The sequence below is a fragment of the Mesorhizobium sp. M0571 genome (genome assembly GCF_040320985.1).
GTDB lineage: Bacteria > Pseudomonadota > Alphaproteobacteria > Rhizobiales > Rhizobiaceae > Mesorhizobium.
In genome coordinates this window covers 107630-126968 of the sequence record NZ_JAMYQT010000017.1, presented here as the reverse complement: position 1 = coordinate 126968, position 19339 = coordinate 107630, and the positions used below count along the sequence as shown (strand labels likewise).

15 protein-coding genes are annotated in these 19339 nt (G+C 63.0%); 9 read left to right on the top strand and 6 right to left on the bottom strand.

From position 1 onward, the window contains the following. Positions 1–36: 36 nt before the first annotated feature. The 3 genes from NKI85_RS21005 to NKI85_RS20995 form a co-directional block, all read right to left on the bottom strand. Positions 37–237, bottom strand: a complete 201-nt coding sequence (locus tag NKI85_RS21005; protein WP_352777745.1) for a hypothetical protein — start codon at positions 235–237, stop codon at positions 37–39. 115 nt (positions 238–352) lie between these two features. Continuing rightward, on the bottom strand, positions 353–730 hold the full coding sequence (locus NKI85_RS21000) for a hypothetical protein (protein WP_352777743.1): 378 nt from the start codon (positions 728–730) through the stop codon (positions 353–355). Positions 731–813: 83 nt separating this feature from the next. Further along, positions 814–1593: an SDR family oxidoreductase gene (locus tag NKI85_RS20995; protein WP_352777740.1), complete on the bottom strand. Its 780-nt coding sequence runs from the start codon at positions 1591–1593 to the stop codon at positions 814–816. A gap of 120 nt (positions 1594–1713) precedes the next feature. Between NKI85_RS20995 and NKI85_RS20990 the strand changes: the two genes are divergently transcribed. Continuing rightward, the gene (locus NKI85_RS20990; protein ID WP_352523842.1) at positions 1714–2535 is read left to right on the top strand and encodes a UDP-2,3-diacylglucosamine diphosphatase; all 822 of its coding nucleotides are present in this window, start codon (positions 1714–1716) and stop codon (positions 2533–2535) included. A gap of 127 nt (positions 2536–2662) precedes the next feature. Continuing rightward, positions 2663–3880, top strand: a complete 1218-nt coding sequence (locus NKI85_RS20985) for an MFS transporter (protein WP_352523418.1) — start codon at positions 2663–2665, stop codon at positions 3878–3880. Here the strand turns inward: NKI85_RS20985 and dgcA are convergent. Further along, positions 3851–4834 (bottom strand): N-acetyl-D-Glu racemase DgcA, encoded by a 984-nt coding sequence (gene dgcA / locus NKI85_RS20980; protein WP_352777737.1) that lies wholly within the window; start codon positions 4832–4834, stop codon positions 3851–3853. The genes NKI85_RS20985 and dgcA overlap by 30 nt on opposite strands. A 78-nt stretch (positions 4835–4912) precedes the next feature. Here dgcA and NKI85_RS20975 point away from each other — a divergent pair, with 78 nt between their 5' ends. Genes NKI85_RS20975 through NKI85_RS20960 form a run of 4 tightly spaced genes read left to right on the top strand, consistent with a single transcriptional unit; the run spans position 4913 to position 8995 of the window. Then, entirely contained in the window at positions 4913–6097 is a 1185-nt protein-coding gene (locus tag NKI85_RS20975; RefSeq protein WP_352523421.1) for an ABC transporter permease, read from the top strand. A 1-nt stretch (position 6098) separates the two neighbouring features. After that, positions 6099–6917 carry an ABC transporter ATP-binding protein gene (locus NKI85_RS20970; RefSeq protein ID WP_352523423.1) on the top strand — a complete coding sequence of 273 codons (819 nt, stop codon included), beginning with the start codon at positions 6099–6101 and terminating at the stop codon, positions 6915–6917. 13 nt (positions 6918–6930) lie between these two features. Further along, a complete protein-coding gene (locus tag NKI85_RS20965) occupies positions 6931–8304 on the top strand; it encodes an MlaD family protein (RefSeq protein ID WP_352523425.1) in 1374 nt (457 codons plus the stop codon). Positions 8305–8341: 37 nt separating this feature from the next. Further along, the gene (locus NKI85_RS20960) at positions 8342–8995 is read left to right on the top strand and encodes an ABC-type transport auxiliary lipoprotein family protein (protein ID WP_352777734.1); all 654 of its coding nucleotides are present in this window, start codon (positions 8342–8344) and stop codon (positions 8993–8995) included. Positions 8996–9111: 116 nt separating this feature from the next. Here NKI85_RS20960 and NKI85_RS20955 read toward each other — a convergent pair whose 3' ends face one another. Beyond that, positions 9112–15606 (bottom strand): apolipoprotein A-IV repeat region-like domain-containing protein, encoded by a 6495-nt coding sequence (locus tag NKI85_RS20955; RefSeq protein WP_352777732.1) that lies wholly within the window; start codon positions 15604–15606, stop codon positions 9112–9114. A 284-nt stretch (positions 15607–15890) separates the two neighbouring features. On the opposite strand from NKI85_RS20955, the gene NKI85_RS20950 reads away from it, so the two are divergent. The 3 genes from NKI85_RS20950 to NKI85_RS20940 all read left to right on the top strand — a co-directional run bounded on the left by NKI85_RS20950 (position 15891) and on the right by NKI85_RS20940 (position 17788). Continuing rightward, complete coding sequence (locus NKI85_RS20950; RefSeq protein WP_352523846.1) at positions 15891–16259, top strand: Hpt domain-containing protein; 369 nt, start codon at positions 15891–15893, stop codon at positions 16257–16259. 97 nt (positions 16260–16356) lie between these two features. Further along, on the top strand, positions 16357–16677 hold the full coding sequence (locus NKI85_RS20945; protein ID WP_023674833.1) for a 2Fe-2S iron-sulfur cluster-binding protein: 321 nt from the start codon (positions 16357–16359) through the stop codon (positions 16675–16677). Between the two features lie 82 nt (positions 16678–16759). Beyond that, the gene (locus NKI85_RS20940) at positions 16760–17788 is read left to right on the top strand and encodes an NAD(P)/FAD-dependent oxidoreductase (protein ID WP_352777730.1); all 1029 of its coding nucleotides are present in this window, start codon (positions 16760–16762) and stop codon (positions 17786–17788) included. Positions 17789–17815: 27 nt separating this feature from the next. Here NKI85_RS20940 and NKI85_RS20935 read toward each other — a convergent pair whose 3' ends face one another. After that, positions 17816–19297 carry an MDR family MFS transporter gene (locus NKI85_RS20935; protein ID WP_352777728.1) on the bottom strand — a complete coding sequence of 494 codons (1482 nt, stop codon included), beginning with the start codon at positions 19295–19297 and terminating at the stop codon, positions 17816–17818. Positions 19298–19339: the final 42 nt, after the last annotated feature.

Here is a 19339-nt window from a genome sequence, read left to right as displayed (position 1 = left end):
GCTGGCCTGAGGGCGCCCGTAACGGGTCGAAAGCGGTCAGGGGAAACGCGTATTTTTGTCTCGCTCCTGCCATTCAGGAAGTCCGGCCGCTCTTATCCGCTCGATACGGCGGATGGCATGACAAATTGATTTCGCCGTATCTGGCAGGTTTTCAGGAGCTTGCAGGTGACGAAGATAGCTACGCGCTGCCGCAAGCGACGTGCGCCAAATCTCTTCAGAGGCGTATTCCGTATCCACAGTTATGATCCATGCTCTTCCTATAAAGATATAGGATGCCAGTGACTTGCCGTGTGGCCAATTTCAGAGCTTTAGAATAGGCGCATAGGGAACTGCAAAGGGTGTAAAACGGACGCTACGCTCCCGTCGAAAGGCGGCTCCGCAGGGCTTGCACATCTTCTCGCGAAAGGCGCGCGCTCTCGTCTGACAGGAAGAACAGAACCTCCGAGACGCCATCGTCCGCAAAGTTGAAGTCGTCGCTCATGATCAGCGCATCAGCAATGTAAGCGGCTGCTTGGACCGGTAGGATGCCGTCCGCCAGCCGACTAACCAGCACGTCCACATGTCGACAATTAATTATCGTCTCTGGCCCGTCAGTGATGATGACATGCCCCACGCAGCCAAGCGTAGTCGTGGCGGTCACGCATTCGGTCAATTCGGTTTCAATCTCCCGCCAAAGCTCGTCGGGCGGTTTCTCGCCGTTGAGGAAGGATATGAGGGACGAGTGTTGCATTGCGGACCTTATGCTTACGGCTCCAACGTCCGCAATGTCGTTTCCGCCGTTCCCAGCGGGTGCCAAGCCCTTGGATTCTGCCACTAGAAAGCGCTGACGTAGAGGCCGCCGTCGACCGGTATGTTCTGCCCGGTCAGGTAGCCGGCATGAACCGAGCATAGGAAGGCGCAGATCTGGCCGAATTCCTCCGGCGTGCCGAGCCGTTTGGCCGGAACGTTGGCTGCTGCTTGCGCCTTGCGCGCGGCGGCGGCGGCCGGATCTTCGGGCGTGCCGGCCTCGTGCGGGCCGCGCAGCCGGTCGGTGTCGAGCTTGCCGGGCAGCATGTTGTTGATCGTCACATTGCGGTCGATCACCGTCCGCGCGACGCCGGCAAGGAACGAAGTGAGGCCGGCGCGGGCGCCGGACGACAGGTCGAGGCCGGGGATAGGAACATAGACCGACAGCGAGGTGATGTTGACGATGCGGCCGAAGCCGCGCGCCGCCATGCCGTCGATCACGGCCTGAACCAGCTCGACAGGCGTCACCATGTTCTGGGTGACGCCTTCGAGGATCTTTTCGCGGTCGAGCGCGCGGAAATCGCGAAACGGCGGACCGCCATTGTTGTTGACGAGGATGTCGGGATCGGGGCAGGCGGCAAGCAGCGCGTTCTGGACGTCGGGCTTGGATACGTCGCCGACAATCTCGGTCACCTTGACGCCGAATTTCTCGCGCAGTTCAGCGGCGGTTTTGGCCAGCACGTCGGCGTTGCGGCCGTTGACGACCAGATCGCAGCCTGCCTCCGCCAGTGCCATGGCGCAGCCGCGTCCCAGACCCTTGCTCGAGGCGCAGACTATGGCCTTCTTGCCGCGAATACCGAGGTCCATGATGATTTTCTCCTCTGATTGCCGCGGCAACCTACCCGTATGGCTGGACCAATCGCAACCGTCATACGGTTGTTGCATGAATCGGGGCATAGCCTCACGCGAAAGCAACGGTGACAAATGATGTCCGGCGCAGAGCCCCGCACTTTCCGCAGCATGTTCATCTCCGACGTCCATCTCGGATCGAAGGCGGCGAAGGCCGAATTCCTGATCGATTTCCTGCGCCATCACGATGCCGATATCATTTATCTCGTCGGCGACATCGTCGACGGCTGGCGCCTGAGACGAAGCTGGCATTGGCCGCAAAGCCACAACGACGTGATCCAGAAATTGCTGCGCAAGGCGCGCAAGGGCGCCAGCATCACCTACATAGCCGGCAACCATGACGAATTCGCGCGCCAGTTCCAGGGCGTGCATTTCGGCGGCATTGTCGTCGCCGACCGCGCCATCCACGAGACCGCCGACGGCAAACGCCTTCTTGTCATCCATGGCGACCAGTTCGACACCGTCGTCCACAATGCGCGCTGGCTGGCCTATCTAGGCGACTACGCCTATGACGCGGCGATGCTAGTCAACCGCGTCATCACGCGCCTGCGCCAAGTGCTCGGTCTGCCTTACTGGTCGTTCTCGTCCTGGGCCAAGGTCAAGGTCAAGAAGGCGGTGAATTTCATCGGCTCGTTCCAGACCGTGCTGACCGAGGAGGCGCGCCGCTCGCATGTCGACGGCGTGATCTGCGGGCACATCCACCATGCCGCGATCGAAAGCTACGAGGACGTGCAATACATCAACACCGGCGACTGGGTGGAAAGCTGCACGGCGGTGGTCGAGCATTTCGACGGTCAGATGGAGATCCTGCACTGGGCGCATGTCCTGCCTGAAACGCCGGTCGGCGACGAAGTGCTGGTGCCGATCGACATCAAGGGCAGGGCAGTCCAGGCGGCTTGACCAACCCCGGCCTCATCGCGCTTTAATCGGTTAGTCCAACGGTTTCATCGACTTTTTCGCCGTGTTATGCAGCGGCAGGTGTGGTGGGCCGACCCGGCCAAATGCCGTGCCGACGGATCGCCTGTTGATGTCCTCGCTGCCGCCGCTTTCGCCCGAACAGCTCGTCAAGCCACGCCATTTCGAACTGCGCATGAGCTTGATGTTCTTTACGCTTTTTGTGCCGCTCGGAACGCATGTGCCCTATTTCCCGCTGTGGCTGCAGGCGAAGGGGTTCCATGCCGAACAGATAGCCGTGATCCTCGCCGCGCCGATGTTCCTGCGCGTGTTGACGACGCCTTTTCTTACCGCGCTGGCAGACAAAGCGAGGGACCGCGCCAATGTCTATGTCGCGCTGGTCGCCGCATCGCTGATCCTGTCGGCTGGTTACTTCCTGCCGCCGACCTACGCAATGGTACTTGCCGTATCGTTGGCGCTGACGGTCGTCTGGACGCCGCATTCGCCGATTGCCGATTCGCTCGCCCTTTCGGGTGTGCGCCGCTTCGGTTCCAATTACGCAAGCATGCGCAAATGGGGCTCGATCTCTTATCTCTGCGCCAATCTCGCCGGCGGTTTCATCCTGTCGGCGAGCGGTGCCCAGGCCGTCCCGGTGATCATCTTCGCGGCGTTGTGTGCCGCGCTAGCCGCCGGGCTGATTGCGCCGCGCCTCGGCCGCCCGCGCCGCGCCTCGCCACTTTCGGCCGCCGATATCCAGCAATCGGCACCGAAACTCCTCAACCCGTACTTCCTCTATTTTTCGACGGGCGTCGGCGTCATCACCGCCAGCCACGCGTTTCTCTACGGCTTCGTGTCGATCTACTGGAAGTCGATCGGCATCAGTGATTCGGTTGTCGGGTTGCTGTGGGGGTGGGGCGTTGTCGCCGAGATCTGCATGTTCGTCGTCTTCACCCGCGCTTTTGCCTCTTTCTCGGTCGTGTCGATCATGCTGATTGCCGGGATAGGCGCGATCGTGCGCTGGATCGCCTTCCCGCTGATCTGGCCGCTTGGCCTTGGCGTCGGCGGATTTTTCGCAATCCAGACGTTGCACGCGGTTTCGGTGGCACTGGTGCTGATCGGCCTGCAAAAGATGATCGGTGAGACGGTCTCGGAAGAACGCACCGGGGCCGCACAAGGCATCGCCTATTTCTCCAACGGCTTCTTCATGGCCGTGGCGACGCTCATTTCAGGCCCTCTTTATGACCGCTTCGGCGCGAACGGCTTCTTTGCGATGATCCCCATCGCCCTGACGGGCCTGGCGCTGATCGGGCTTGCGGCGCGTTCAACCCCACAGCGCCGGCTCGGGCGGTGACACCAGCGAACCTTGGTAGACGAGACCGGGAACGCGGTCGCGGGCTAGCAACAACGGACCGTCGAGATCGACGAAATCGGCACCCTGCGCCAATAGCACGGCCGGCGCCATCGCCAGCGATGTGCCGACCATGCAGCCGACCATGACGCCAAGACCCAGTTCGCGGGCGCGCTCGCGAAGAACGAGTGCTGCGGTCAGGCCGCCCGATTTATCGAGCTTGATGTTGACGGCGTCGTAGAGGCCGACAAGGGCTTCGAGGTCCTTCGCCTGGTGCACGCTTTCGTCGGCGCAGATCGGCACCGGATGCGCGATGTGGCGAAGAATATCGTCATGTCCCGCCGGCAGCGGCTGTTCGATAAGGGCGATGCCGTGCCCGGCGGCAAAGGCGAGGTTTTCCACGATGTTGCCGTTCGTCCAGCCCTCATTGGCGTCGAGGATGATGCGGCTGTCGGGTGCTGCCTCCGCCACCGCGCGGATGCGGGCGATGTCGTTGTCGCCACCGATCTTGACCTTGAGCAGCGGGCGCTTGGCATTTGCGCGGGCCTGCGCCGCCATCGCCTCCGGCTCGGCGAGCGACAGTGTGTAAGCCGTCTCAAGCGCCCGTAACGGAACGGCGCGTATCATATGCGCCACCGGTGTTCCGCTGATCTTCGCTTCCAGATCCCAGAGCGCACAGTCAATGGCGTTGCGTGCCGCGCCGGCAGACATGGCGTCGAGTAGGGCGGTGCGGCTGATGCCGCCCGCGATCTCACCGCGCATCGCCTCGATCGCGTCGCGCACACCCTCCATGATCTCGCCATAGCGTTTGTAGGGAACGCATTCGCCGCGCCCGATATGGCCGCCTTCGCTGATGGTGCAGGAAATCACCTCAGCCTCGGTCTTCGAGCCGCGTGAAATGGTGAAGGTGCCGGCGATGGGAAAGCGCTCGGCCTCGACCGAAATGACACGCGCCATATTTTTCTGCTCCGGCTGTGCAACAAGGAGGATGTCGGCAAATCGACAGGTCGGCCCCGTCAGGCTAAACAGGACGCCATGTTGACCATCCGCAAACGCGAGGCAAGCGGCACTGCCAAGGAGCCCGACCACCAGCCGCGCATCGCGATCGGCGAAGAGGGCGGCGTTCTCGGCTGCGCTTTCTCGGGAAGCTGGACGACACGTACCGTGGCGCTGGTCGACGCCGAGATGCGCAAGATCGAGAAGCGCAGCGGCTTCAAGACGCTGGCGCTCGATCTGTCGCAGATCGAGAAGATGGACACTGCCGGCGCCTGGCTGATCGATCGTCTGGTCAGCAGCTTCGAAAAGAAAGGCGTCGAGATCACGATGCAGGGGCAAAGCGAGATTGCCTCGATCCTGCTCGGCGCCGTCGGCGATGCGGTTCGACGCGAGCCCGAATCCGGTCCGGCAAAGCCGCCCAACTTCATCATTCGCGGGCTCGAGGCGGTTGGCCGGCGCGTCTATGAGATGCGCGACGATTTCCTGGCCGCAATGAACATCCTCGGCGCCACGATACGCGGCTCGCAGATGAAGCTTGGCCGCGGCCATGCCGTCAACATGGCGGCGATCTTCAACCAGATCGATCGCATGGGCGTCGGCGCCATACCCGTGGTGGTGCTGATGTCGGCCATCGTCGGCGCGATCGTCGCCCAGCAAGGCGCCTATCAGCTCAGCTATTTCGGCGCCGATATCTTCGTCGTCGACCTGGTCGGTGTGCTGATCCTGCGCGAACTCGGCGTGCTGATGACGGCGATCATGATCGCCGGCCGTTCGGGCAGCGCGATCACCGCCGAAATCGGCTCAATGAAGATGCGCGAGGAGGTCGATGCGCTGAAGGTCATCGGTCTCAATCCGATCGGTGTGCTGGTGTTCCCGCGGCTGGTCGCGCTGGTCATCGCGCTGCCTTGCCTGACGATCATCGCCAATTTCGCGGCACTTGGCGGCGGCATACTGGCTGCATGGCTCTATTCCGATATTGCACCGGCGGCCTTCATCGACCGGCTGCGCGTCGCCATCGACCTCAGCACCATTTTTGCCGGCCTGATCAAGGCGCCGTTCATGGCCATGATCATCGGCACGATTGCCTCGGTCGAAGGCATGAAGGTTGGCGGCAGCGCCGAATCGCTCGGCCAGCACGTGACCGCCTCAGTGGTGAAGTCGATCTTCGTGGTCATTATCCTCGACGGGCTTTTCGCCATGTTCTATGCAGCAATCGAGTTCTGACATGGCGCTGCCGGGCACAAACTCGACCAAGGTGGCGGAGAAAGCCAAAGAAGACGAGATCGTGCTGTCGGCGCACGACATCACGGTGTCCTTCGCCGATAAGGTCATTCTCGACAAATTGTCGCTCGATATCTGGCGCGGGGAAATTCTCGGCTTCGTCGGCGCTTCCGGTGCCGGCAAGTCCGTCCTCCTGCGTACCATCCTTGGCCTGACGCGCAAGCAATCGGGAACAATCAAACTGTTTGGCGTCGACGTCGAAAAGGCAAGCGAACGGGAGCGCCTTCGCATCGACATGCGGCTTGGCGTGCTGTTCCAGCATGGTGCGCTGTTTTCGGCGCTGACCGTTCTCGAAAACGTCCAGGTGCCGATGCGCGAATATCTCGATTTGCCGAAGAAGCTGATGGACGAATTGGCCATGCTTAAGGTCGAGCTGGTCGGACTGCCGCCGGACGCGGCGCAGAAATTCCCCTCCGAGCTTTCCGGCGGCATGATCAAGCGTGCTGCGCTGGCGCGCGCTCTGGCGCTCGACCCGGACATCGTCTTCCTCGACGAACCGACGTCGGGGCTCGATCCGATCAGCGCCGCGGAGTTCGACGAATTGGTCGTCAAGCTGCGCGATACAATGGATTTGACCGTGTATATGGTCACACACGATCTCGACACGCTGTTTACCGCGTGCGACCGCGTGGCGGTGCTCGGCAACAAGAAAGTGCTGGTCGAGGGCACGATCGACGACATGCTCAGGAGCGAGGAACCCTGGGTAAAATCCTATTTCCGCGGAAAACGCGCCCGGCAACTTGATCTTGCGGCGCGCGCATAGCCATAAGTGAGCAATGGAAACCAGGGCCAACTACGTCATTGTCGGCATTTTCACGCTGGCCGCGATCCTCGCGGCTTTCGCCTTCGTCTATTGGACGGCGGCGATCGGCGACAAGGGTGAGACGACGATACTGCGCGTGCGCATTCCAGGGTCCGCTTCGGGGCTCGGCCGTGGCAGCTTCGTGCTGTTCAACGGCGTCAAGGTCGGCGACGTGCGCCGTGTATATATCGACGTCGACAATCCGACCGCTGCCATCGCCGACACCGAAATAGACCGGAATACGCCGATCACCAAGTCGACGCAGGCCGATATCGGGCTTGCCGGCCTCACCGGCCAGGCCAACATCGAGCTCAAGGGCGCCGACCCCAAGGAGCCCAAGCTCCTCGACGAGGCGGAAAAGGAAGGCCGTGTCGCCGAGATCGTTGCCAACCCGTCGGCGGTCACCAATCTGCTGCAGACGGCGCAGAACATCTTCACCCGCGCCGACAAGGTCCTTTCGGAGCTCGAAGGCTTCACCAAGGACGTTCGCGGGCCGCTCACGCAGACCGTCAACAATGTCCAGACCTTCTCCGATGCGCTGGCCAGGAATTCGGACGGCGTCGACAAGTTCCTGGCCAGCGTCAGCTCGCTGGCAGACGAATTGAAGGGCGTTTCGGGCAAGCTCGACAGCACCCTGAAGGCGGCGGAAGGGCTACTCAACGCCGTCGACAAGGACCAGATCAAGAGCATCGTCGCCAATGTCGACACTGTCACCACCAACCTCAAGGAAACCAGCAAGCAGTTCGACACGGTCATCAAGAACGTCGACACGGCGGTAGGCTCGATCAACGAGTTCGCCCAGAAGACGCAAGGCACGCTGGCCAAGGTCGACGGCGTTCTCGACGGCATCGATCCGGCTGAGGTTCGCACCGCGCTGGCCAATATCCAGAAGGCCAGCGAAAACGCCAACGAAGCTGCCGCCGACATCGCCAAGGTGACCAACAAGTTCGCCAACCGGGCCGACGACATCGACGAAACCATCAAAGACGCGCACCAGCTCGCAGGACGCCTCAACGATGCCTCGGTGCGAGTCGACGGTATCCTTGCCAAGGTCGACAAACTGCTCGGCTCCGGTCAGGCCGACGGCGTCATGGCCGATGCCAGGGCGACGCTCAAATCGTTCAAGCAGGTCGCCGACACGCTGAATGCCCGCCTCGGTACCATCACCGACAATCTGGCGCGGTTCTCGGGACAGGGGCTGCAAAACGTCGAATCGCTGGTCCAGGACAGCCGTCGTTCGATCAACCGCATCGAAGAGGCTGTGACCGACCTCAGCCGCAATCCACAGCGGATCCTGTCCGGCGGCGAGGGTGAGGTTCGGCAGTTCGACGGCAGGGTGCGCCGTTGACTTCGGCCTGCGCCCACCGCAAGAACATAGCTTGCAGATGCGCGTTGTTTCCACGATCCGGGGGGGATCGCGTTTGAAGTCGATCAGTTCAGGCAGCGTCAGATCGAGTGGGTTCAAGGCCGGAGCGGCACTGCTGGCGCTTTCGCTCGCCGGCTGCGCGGCGCTGGGCGGCAAGCCGGCGCCGCTGGATACGTTTGAGCTTTCGGCGCCGTCGCTGGAAGCGCGTGGCCACAGCCGTCGCCAGATCCTCATCGCCCAGCCATCGGCGCTCAAGGCGCTGGACAGCCAAAACATCGTCATCAAGCCATCGCCGCGATCGATCCAGTATCTCAAGGGCGCCCAATGGGCCGACCGGCTGCCGATGATCGTACAGGCGCGGCTGGCAGAGACCTTCCAGCGCTCGGGCAGCTTTACCGGTGTTGGCAAGCCGGGCGAGGGGCTGGCGATCGACTATCAGGTGATCGTCGAAATCCGCTCGTTCGAGGTGCGGGTCGACGGCGGCGAACATGCCGAGATCGAGCTGTTCGTGCGCCTGTTGAACGACCGCAACGGCGAAGTACGGGCGTCGAAGACGTTTAGCGCGACCGCGCCCGTTTCGGGCAGCGGCAACCAGGCCTATGTCGGCGCGCTCGATGCCGCGTTCGGCGATGCGGCCAGGCAAATCGTCAACTGGACGGACACTGTGATCTGAACCGGCCAGACGCCGCCAGGCGCGATCATCCGGGCCGCCGATCTGTTCAGACTCAATCGGCGTAAATGAAAAAGGCGGGAGTTTCCCGCCTTTTTCGTTTGGCCTCTATCGCCCGCTTAGTGCAGGCGGCCGCTGGCGTGGGCCAGCATGGTATAGACCTTGCCGGTATCCGACGTCAGGTAGGTCTGCGCCATGATGTTGTCGCGGTCGTTGCGCGACACGTCCTTGAGCAGCTTTTCGAAATCATCGCAGTAACGGTCGACGGCGGCGCGGAACTCCGCCTCCGACTGATATTTGCGGCGGATCTCGTCGAACGTCTGCTGGCCCTTCAGTGTGTATAGACGCCTCGTGAAGACGTCACGCTCGCCGCGCCGGTAGCGGTTCCACAGCTCGATCGAGGCATCGTGATCGATGGCGCGGGCGATATCGACGGAAAGCGAGTTCAGCGACTCCACGACGTGAAGCGGCGAACGCGGAGCGGGAGCCGGACGCGGCGCTTCGGCAGGCGCTGCCGGCTTGGCGTCGTCTTCGCGCGATGCACCGGTCAGGAGGTCGCGCACCCAGCCGCCCTGCGGCGTGCGGCCGTTTGGTTCGCGCTGGCGCGGCGCTGTGTCTGCAGAACGTTCGAGGTCGAGCGTGCCGCGCAGCGCCGTCTCGCCCGAAGGCGCCTGCGGTGCACGGCGCTGTTCCGGAGCCAGAGCTGGGCGGCGTGGCGGTTCGGCGGCGCGCGCGGCAGGCGCTTGCGGCGCCGGACGCAGGTTGCGCTGCTCCGAACTGTCGGCGCTGCGGCCAGATTTCGCAACGATTTCAGAAAGTTCCTTCAGCGCGTTGATCTGCTCGGAAACGGCACGGCGGATAGCCGTGGTTGATTCCTTTGCCTCTTCCGGCATTTCGATGACGCCTTTCTTGAGCTCGGCGCGAGTGAGGTCGAGCTCGCTCTTGATTGAACCGGCGGTGCGCCGCATCTCCTCGGTCGCATCGGCAAAGCGCTTGGTGGCCGAATCGACCACTTCGGAAATCGCGGTGCGGATCTTGTCGGCGGATTCCAGCGTCTTGCCTTCGGCGTTCTGCAGCGTCTGGCCGACCAGATTCTCGAACGAGCGCATGACCCTTTCGAGATCTTCCGATTTCTTGACAAGGCCGACAGCGAGGTCTTCCAGCGACGATTGCCTTTCGAGCGTGTGCTCGAGGTTGCTCTGGGCCGAGCTCAACAGGTCCGAGGCACTGGACAGCAACCGGCTGTGCTCGTCGAACTTGGTGGCGATAGAGGCAACCTCGCGCAAGGTCGAGGACGACAGCTCGGTGAGCCGCGTCGTATTCGAATCGACCAGGCGCGCCGAGCTGGCGAAGGTCTGCGCGGTCTTTTCCGTGGTCGCCGCGAAGCTTTGTGTGCTGCCGGTCAGGCGTTCGTCGACCTGGCCGAGATTGGTCGCTGCCTGCTCGATCAATTGACCGAGCTGCGAGCTGGAGGTGGTCATGCGGCCGATGAGGTCGGCAACGCTGTCAGCAAGCGTCGAGCGCGCGCCTTCGACGGCCGACAGGGTTTCGGCCGTGCGGCTGGCGAGGGCGTCGACGAGGGCGGCGTTTTGAGTGCGCAGCTTCTCGGTCGCACGTTCGGTGACCTCTTCCATGCTCTTTTGCAGCTCGGAGCCGCCTTGGGCGAAGCGCTCGACCAGAGGTCGTGCCGTCTCGTCCAGGATTTTCGATATTTCGGCCGAACGTGCCGCAAGCATCGTATTGAGCTCGCGAGTATTGGCACCGATGGTCTTTGCGGCGTCATTGGTGCTCTGGCCGATATGCTGGCCGACCGCGGTGAAGGTTTCGGCGATCGTGTTGGCACGCGAGATCAGCTGCGCCTCGGCGTTCGAGACCTGTTCGGTGAGCTTTTGGCCCATTGTCTCGGCGGTGTAGGCGAAGCGGTTCTCGACGCTCACGACCTGCTCCTCGACGCGGGCCGCTGTGGCAGCAGCACTCGATGCCAAGCGTTCGTCGGCGCCGGCAAGCACCTGCTCGATTTCACGGGCATGGACGGCGAGTTCCTGGCCAGTCTGCCTGGCGCGTTCGGCAACCCGCTGCTCGGTGCTGGTGAAGGCGCCGACAATGTTGTCGGCATGTTCGCCGATGGCGGTGCTGCTGTCGGCGATACGGGACACCAGGCGATGATCCGCCTCCTCGAAGATGCGGCCGATCTCGGACGCACGGGCCGAAAGTGCTTCGGAGCCTTCGGCAATGCGCGAGATAAGTTGCTGGTCGGCGGCATCGAAAATGCGGCCGAGATCCGACGCACGTGCCGCGAGAGCTTCGGCGGATTCGCCGATGCGCACACCCAGCCGCTCATCGGCTGTTTCGAAATTGCGCAGGATGTCGCCGGCACGTGCAGCCAGCGACTGGGCCGTTTCGATGGCGCGAGAGACCAGCCTGTGATCCGCCGCGTCGAAGGTACCGGCAATCTCACTTGCTCTGGCTGCCAGCTGATCGGCCGTCTCCTGAGCACGCGCCAGCAAGGTGTTCGACGTGTCGTCGGCGCGGGCAATCAGCGCGCTCGACGTATCCTCGGCGCGTGCGGCGAGGCGGCGATCCGCCTCCTCGAAGGTGCGCGCGATGTCCTCCGCCCTGGCGAGCAGGGCGGTCGAGGTCTGCTCGGCGCGCTCGGCGATCTTGCGGTCGGCATCGCTGAATGCTGCGCCAGCCTGCTCATGCAGCGCGCTGGTGACTTCCATGACCTTCTCGCGCAGCGCTCCGGCGACGAAGACGGCACTTCTTTCGAGCACACTGCGAACGTTGTCGACACCCGTCGACAGCGCCCGCTCCATGGTGCTGGCGCGCTCCTCGATGATGCCTGTCTGCCGGCTGAACGCCTGCTCGATCTTTTCCACGTCGGCAGCAATGGCATCGGAGATGTCGGTGCTCCTGGCGGCGATCTGGTCGATATGGCCGGACAGCGAACGGTCGACATCCTTGCGCGTATCGGCGAGCCTGGAGAGATCGTCCTGCAATGCGCGGGTCAGCATGTCGCGGCCCTCGGTCAGCTTGCCGACATGACCAGCGACGATCTCGTCGACCTCGCTGCGGCTTAATGCAAGCCTCTCCAGGTCGGCTTCCAACGCGCGCCTGAGGATGTCGCGGCCTTCGGCCAGTTTCTCGACCTGGCCGGCAACCAGCCCATCGATGCTCGAGCGGCTTTCGGCCAGCTTGGCGAGATCGTCCTCGAGCGCCTTCGACAGGGTCGAGCGGTCCTGGACGAGCTTCTCGGCGTGGGTTGCGACAAGGCTGTTGACGTTGCCGAGATCGGCTTCCAGCGCACGCGAAAACTGTGCGCGATTGTCGGTCAATAGCTGCGACTGATCGGCGATGGCACCCCTGATCGTGCTGAGATCGGCCTCCAAGGCGCGCCTGAGGATGTCGCGGCCTTCGGCCAGCTTTTCGACCTGGCCGGCAACCAGCCCGTCGATGCTCGAGCGGCTTTCGGCCAGCTTGGCGAGATCGTCTTCCAGCGCGCGCTTGAGGATGTCGCGGCCCTCAGCCAGTTTCTCCACCTGGCCGGCGGCCAGCCCGTCGATGCTCGAGCGGCTTTCGGCCAGCTTGGCCAGATCGTCTTCCAGCGCGCGCTTGAGGATATCGCGGCCCTCAGCCAGCTTGTCCACCTGGCCGGCGACCAGCCCGTCGATGCTCGACCGGCTCTCTGCCAGCCTGGCGAGATCGTCCTCGAGCGCCTTCGACAGGGCCGAACGGTCCTCGGCGAGCTTGTTCATATGATCGGAGACGACGCCCCGCACAGTCTCGAGATCGGTCTCCAGTGCCCGCGACAGCTGACCGCGATCCTCCGCCAGCTTTTCGGATTGACTGGCGATGACGCCCTTGACGGTGCTTAGATCGGCTTCCAGCGCGCGCTTGAGGATGTCGCGGCCCTCTGCCAGCTTTTCGACCTGGCCGGAAACCATCACATCGATGCTCGAGCGGCTTTCGGCCAACTTGGCGAGATCGTCTTCGAGCGCCTTCGACAGAGTCGAACGGTCTTCGGCGAGCTTGTTCATGTGATCGGAGACAACGTCCCGCACGGCCTGCAGGTCGCCCTCCAGTGCCCGGGACAACTGGCCACGGTCTTCTGCCAGCTTTTCGGATTGGCTGGCGATGACGCCCTTGATCGCGTTCAGGTCCGATTCCAGCGCGCGCTTGAGAATGTCGCGGCCTTCGGCCAGCTTCTCGACCTGGCCGGCAACCAGCCCGTCGATGCTCGACCGGCTCTCTGCCAGCTTGGCAAGATCGTCTTCAAGTGTCTTCGAAAGCAGGCTGCGATCATCGGCGAGCCTGCCCGAATGATGGGCGATCAGACCTCTGATGTCGGACAGGTCGTTCTCGAGCGACTGGGAAAGCCCGCTGCGGTCTTGCGCCAATTTCGCGGAGTGGGTCTCGATGAGGCTATTAATGCCGGCGATGTCGGCTTCCAGCGCACTGGCGAGTATGGCGCGACCCTCGCCGATCTTTTCGACCTGACCGGCGACAAGGCCGTCGATGCTGGCGCGACTGTCTGCCAGCTTGCCGAGGTCGGCCTCGAGCGCGCGCGAAAGAATGCTGCGGCCTTCGGCGAGCTTGCCGACGTGTCCGGCAACCATTTCATCAATTATCGTGCGGGCTTGCACGAGTTTTCCAGAGTCTTCGTTCAATGCCTGGGCAAGCCTGTTGCGGCCCTCTTCAAGCCTTTCTAGATGGCTGCCCAGCGAAGCGTCGATCGCCGCGCGCGATTCGTTGACCTTGCGCAGATCCTCTTCAAGAGCGCGCGAGATCTGGCCGCGGCCTTCGGCAAGCTTCTGCACCTGGTTGGTCACCGCTGCGTCGATTTCGGCGCGGCCCTCGGCGAACTTCGCCAGATCGGCCTGCATTGCCGCCGCCATCCGGTCGCGGCTTTCGGAAAGCTTGCGGCTGTGGTTTTCGACGGCTTCCTCGATGCCGGCGCGAGCATCGGCAAGCCGCTGGATGTCCGTATCGAAGGAACGCGATACGACATGGCGCGCCGCTTCCATGCGCCCGGCGAAATCGCCGGCGCGGGCTTCAAGCATGGTCGAGGTCGACGAAACGATGTCGGCCATGTCGGCGCCGATCTGGGTCTTGCCCTGATCGATCATCGCCGACAGCGTCTCCTTGCTTTCCTGGAAGGTGTGGGCGATTTCGCGCGCGCGCTCGACCAGCGTCTCGTTGATCTGGCGTGCGCGAGCCTCCAGCGCGGCGTTGAGCTTCTGCGTACCGGTGTCGAGCGCCTCGGCGCGGGTCTGGAACTCGCTGATCAGCGTCTGGCCACGTTCGGCAAGCGTCCGCTCGATGCCGTTGAGGCTGGCTTCGAATTCGGAATTGAGTGTGCGGGCGGCACCGCCGAGCAGCGACACCATGCCGGTCGTGCGGTCGTCGAGCAGGTCGGTCAGCGACCGCGTCAGGCCATCGGTGGTGTCCGTCAGCTTGGCGATGCGGGTGTCGAGCAGGCTGGCAAAGGCCTCGCCCGACGTCGACAGCCGGTCGGTGATCGATTCCAGCCGGCCTTCCACCGAATCGAAGATCGACATCGAGCTTCCGTTGATCCTGTCGATCAGCGTGTCGCCGGATTCGTTGATCGTCATCGACAGCTTGGTCGAGGCGTTGAGAATGCTGTCGCGAATGATATCGCTGGCGGCGTTGATCTCGTCCTTCAGCGTCTCGTGGGCGCCGGTGATCGAGGCGCGCACGCGCTCGGCATGGGTGACGACCGCTTCGCGCTCGCTGCCCAGCCCGTCGACAAGCGAGCGGATGCGGGACTCGTTCTCCGAATAGGAGCGCTCGATCTGGTTCACCTCGCTGTGAACCAGCGTTTCGAGTTCGACTGCACGCGCAAGCGTGCGTTCGATGCCTTCGCCCATGGCCGCCACCTCGCGGCGAACCGCTTGGCCGATCATCATGACGCGGTCCTGGGCAAGATTTTCCGGCTCGGCCAGACGGAAGGCCACCTCGGTCATCGACTGCGCGGCAAGGCGCATCTCCTGAGCGCGGCGAATCATCACTGCGAATGCCCAGAACAGGATGACGGGCACGATTGCCGCGACCGCCAGGCCGATCAGCTCAGGACGGGCGAAAAACTGATCGACGGTGCGGATGTTCCAGATGCCAGGTCCGAACAACAGGTTCGCGAGCCCACCGGCGCCGGCGATCCAGGCCAGCGAAACAAAAGCCACGACCCAATAGATCGTGTTCGAGGCGCGCAGATTGAGGGTGTGCAGAAGCGTCTTATAGTCTTTTTGGCGATCGTCATTGGCCGGCGAGAAAGCGGCCGGCTGCGAGCCATTGCGCGTCGCAACGGGGCGCAACTCAGCCGGCTTGGCTTTTGGCGCGGGGTTTGCGTTCTGGCTTTGATTGGCGGCAGGTGCCGCGTTCTGGCTCTGGTCGGGGGCAGGCGCCTCGTTCTGGCTGCGACCTTCGCGCGCCAGTTCGTCGGCGGCTTGCGATATCTGCGCTTCCAGATCTTCCATGGATGCCGCGATGTCGAAGTCGCCGCCGGCATCGCCGCTCAGATCGATATCAAGTGCCTTTTCGAGTTCCCTGGCTACGTCGCTGTCGAGCGTTCTCGTCGTCGTTGGTTTCTTCGCCATGCCTTCGCTACCCTGTACAAGCTGCCGCGGGACTTATGTTCTGCTTATTGATTCTGCCTAGCGTGTCCCGCGCAGGAGGCTGAAAATGGACCTGTCGTATCGTAATGACACAGCGGGGTAAAGAAAACATGCATTCCGCCCGATACGTAAAACTTTAAATATAAGGTTAACGAAGCCGTGATTTCGGCGCCGTTATCGCGACATTTTTCCGGGCCAATCATTAACCCGTTATCCACCGGATACGCCTAGTTTTTGCGGCGGCCGAAGAACGGAGTCTCAAAGTGATACGTGGCGAAAACGGCATTGCCTTCTCGATGCCCGGCGGCGACGTGTCGGGGACAGCCGGGGCGCGGCCGATCGACCTGGCGCATCTTGCGCGCCAGACGATGGGCGATCGGAGCCTCGAGCAGGAGGTGCTGGCGCTGTTCGTCCAGCAGGCGCTGTCGGTGCGCGACAAGATCGTCGATGCGGATGTCAGCCAGCGGCTGCTACTGGCGCACGGGCTCAAAGGCTCGGCGCGCGGGGTCGGTGCCTTCGCCATTGCCGATTGCGCCAGTGCGATCGAATGCCGGCCCGAAGACGCCAGCACGCTGAAGCGGCTTGGCTCGCTGATCGAAGAAGTGCGCGATTTCGTCGCCGCCATCAGCCGATAGGACTTATTCCCAAAACGCCACGCAGCGGCGCTTTCGCGCCGCAGTTGACTTGTCCGGCAGAGTGATTATGTCGGCTCAGACTCCCTTCAGGTGACAAATGACCAAGCTGACCTTCATCGCCCATGACGGCACGCATTTTGACGTGGATGCCGAAAACGGCTCGACCGTCATGGAAAATGCGATCCGCAATGCGGTGCCGGGAATAGAAGCGGAATGCGGCGGCGCCTGCGCCTGCGCGACCTGCCATGTCTATGTCGACGAAGCCTGGACGGCGGAGGTCGGCGAGCCGGAAGCTATGGAAGAGGACATGCTGGACTTCGCCTACGAGGTCCAGCCGAACTCGCGGCTGTCATGCCAGATCAAGGTGCGCGACGCCCTCGACGGGCTGGTCGTGCGCGTGCCGGCCCGCCAGGGCTGAAGCCGATTTTTGCCGCTGCCGCTTGGCAGCGGACCAATGGTCATGCAGTGTCGCGCCGTTTTCCCATAAAGGCGCACGCTCCATGACCGCTATCACCAAGACGGACGTACTCATTGTCGGGGCAGGGCCTGTCGGCCTGTTTGCCGTATTCGAGCTCGGCCTCTTCGACATGAAGTGCCATCTGATCGACATACTCGACCGGCCCGGTGGGCAATGCGCCGAACTCTATCCGGAAAAGCCGATCTACGACATTCCGGGCTGGCCCTCGATCTCGGCGCAAGGCCTGGTCGACAAGCTGCTTGAGCAGATCGCGCCGTTCAAGCCCGAATTCACCTATAACCGCATGGTTTCGAGTCTGGAAAGGCTGGAGGACGGCAGCTTCCGCGTCACGACCGACGAAAACGAGGTGTTCGAAGCCAAAATTGTGGTGATCGCCGCCGGCGGCGGCTCTTTCCAGCCGAAGCGGCCGCCGATTCCGGGCATCGAGCCCTATGAAGGCAAGAGCGTGTTCTACTCGGTGCGCCGGATGGAGGACTTTCGCGGCCACGACCTCGTCATCGTCGGCGGCGGCGATTCGGCGCTCGACTGGACGCTGAACCTGCAGCCGGTCGCCAAGAGCGTGACGCTGGTGCACCGGCGCCCCGAATTCCGCGCAGCGCCCGACAGCGTCAACAAGATGTACGCAATGCAGGAGATGAAGGAGCTGGAATTCCAGGTTGGACAGGTGACTGGCCTGACCGGCACCGACGGCCAGCTAGTCTCCGCCACCATCAAGGGGCCGGAGGGCGATATCGAAGTGCCGTGTACGCGGATGCTGCCGTTCTTCGGCCTGACGATGAAGCTTGGCCCAATCGCCGAATGGGGCCTCAATCTTCACGAGAACCTGATCCCGGTCGATACCGAAAAATTTCAGACGTCCGTGCCCGGCATCTTCGCCGTCGGCGACATCAACTGGTATCCCGGCAAGCTGAAGCTGATCCTGTCGGGGTTCCATGAGGTCGCGCTAATGGCGCAGGCAGCCAAGCGCATCATCAGCCCCGGCGAGCGCATCGTGTTCCAGTATACGACCTCGTCGACCAGTCTGCATAAGAAGCTCGGCGTGGTCGACTGAGCCTCGCTGTATTTTCGTCAGGCGGGTCTACTCCGCCATGGCCGGGGCCACAGCCTCGGCATGGCCGCGAAGCGTTTTCTCCGGCATCAGCCAGAGCGTGATGAACGACAGCAGCAAGGTCGCCGCCGCGGCAAGAAAGATCATCACAAAGGGCGTAACCGACCCGATATGGCCGACCTCCTGCGCGCCTTCGCTGGCCAGCGGCAGCCCGTAGCCAAGGGCGACGGCACCAAGCATTGCGACGCCAAGCGCACTGCCCAGCGAGCGGAGGAAGGTGAGCACGCCGGTCGCCACGCCAAGGTGCATGCGATCGACGGCGTTCTGGACCGATACGGTGGCAACCGGAAAGGTCGTGCCTGTGCCCAAGCCTATGCAGGTCGTCAACACCTCGACAACCAACAGCGAGGCATGCCCGGCGACCAGGCTGAGTACACCGAGGCACAGGATCGAGAAAACAGTGCCGATCATGGCGATGCGCTTATAATGGAAAAAGCGCGGGATCATTCGCCCGCTGAACGTCGCACCGGCGACCGTGCCGAGCATCAGCCCAAGCAACGCGGTGCCCGATTCACTAACCGACAGGCCGACGATCGACTGCAGGTAGACAGGCAGATAGACCGACAAGCCGACATTGGCGGCCTGCAGCAGGAACATCGAAAGCGTGCCGGCGAGAACAATCGGATTGCCTAGCACTTCGAGCGAGATCAGCGGTTCGGCCGCGCGCATGAGCCGCAGCGCGAACGCGCTCCAGAACGCAGCAGAGCAGGCGAGCAGTCCAAGGATTTCAGGCGACAACCACGGATACTCGCTGCCGCCCCAGTTCAAGGCAAGCAGCAGCAAGGAGGTGGCCGCGATCAGAAGCACCGCACCGAGGCCGTCGACGCGGTGATGCTTTGCGGCGATCGGCAGCTTCTTGAGCGGCTTGTTGATGATCGCCATGGCCAGCAGGCCAAGCGGGATGTTGATCCAGAAGATCAGCGACCAATGCAGATGCTCGGCGAAGGTGCCGCCGAGCAGCGGCCCGGCGATGCTGGCGACGGCCCAGGTGCCCGAGATCCAGGCGGCGTAGCGGGCCCGCTCGCGCGGCGGCACGAGATCGCCGATCACGGTCTGCGTCAGGGCGAACAGGCCGCCGCCGCCGGCGCCCTGGATCGCCCGGCCGACGACGAGGACCAGCATGTTGGGGGCCATGGCGCTGACCAGCGACCCGGCGAGAAAGATCAGGATTGCCGCATAGACGGTCGGCCGGCGGCCATAGATGTCGGAGATCTTGCCGTAGAGCGGCGCCACGGCGGTCGCGGTCAGAAGATAGCCGGTCACGATCCACGGCAGATATTCGGCATGCCCGAGCAGACGTGCCATCGTCGGCATCGCCGGCGCGACGATGGTCTGGTCGAGCGCCGCCAGCAGCATCGACAACAGCACGCCGCCGATGATGGCGTTTTTCTCGGCTTCGGTCAGCGGCGTGCTGGTTTCCACCATCGCTTGCTTGTCGATAGTCTGGTCCATATCCGTTCATCCATTAATGCTTGCGTGCAGGTCGGCGAGGCG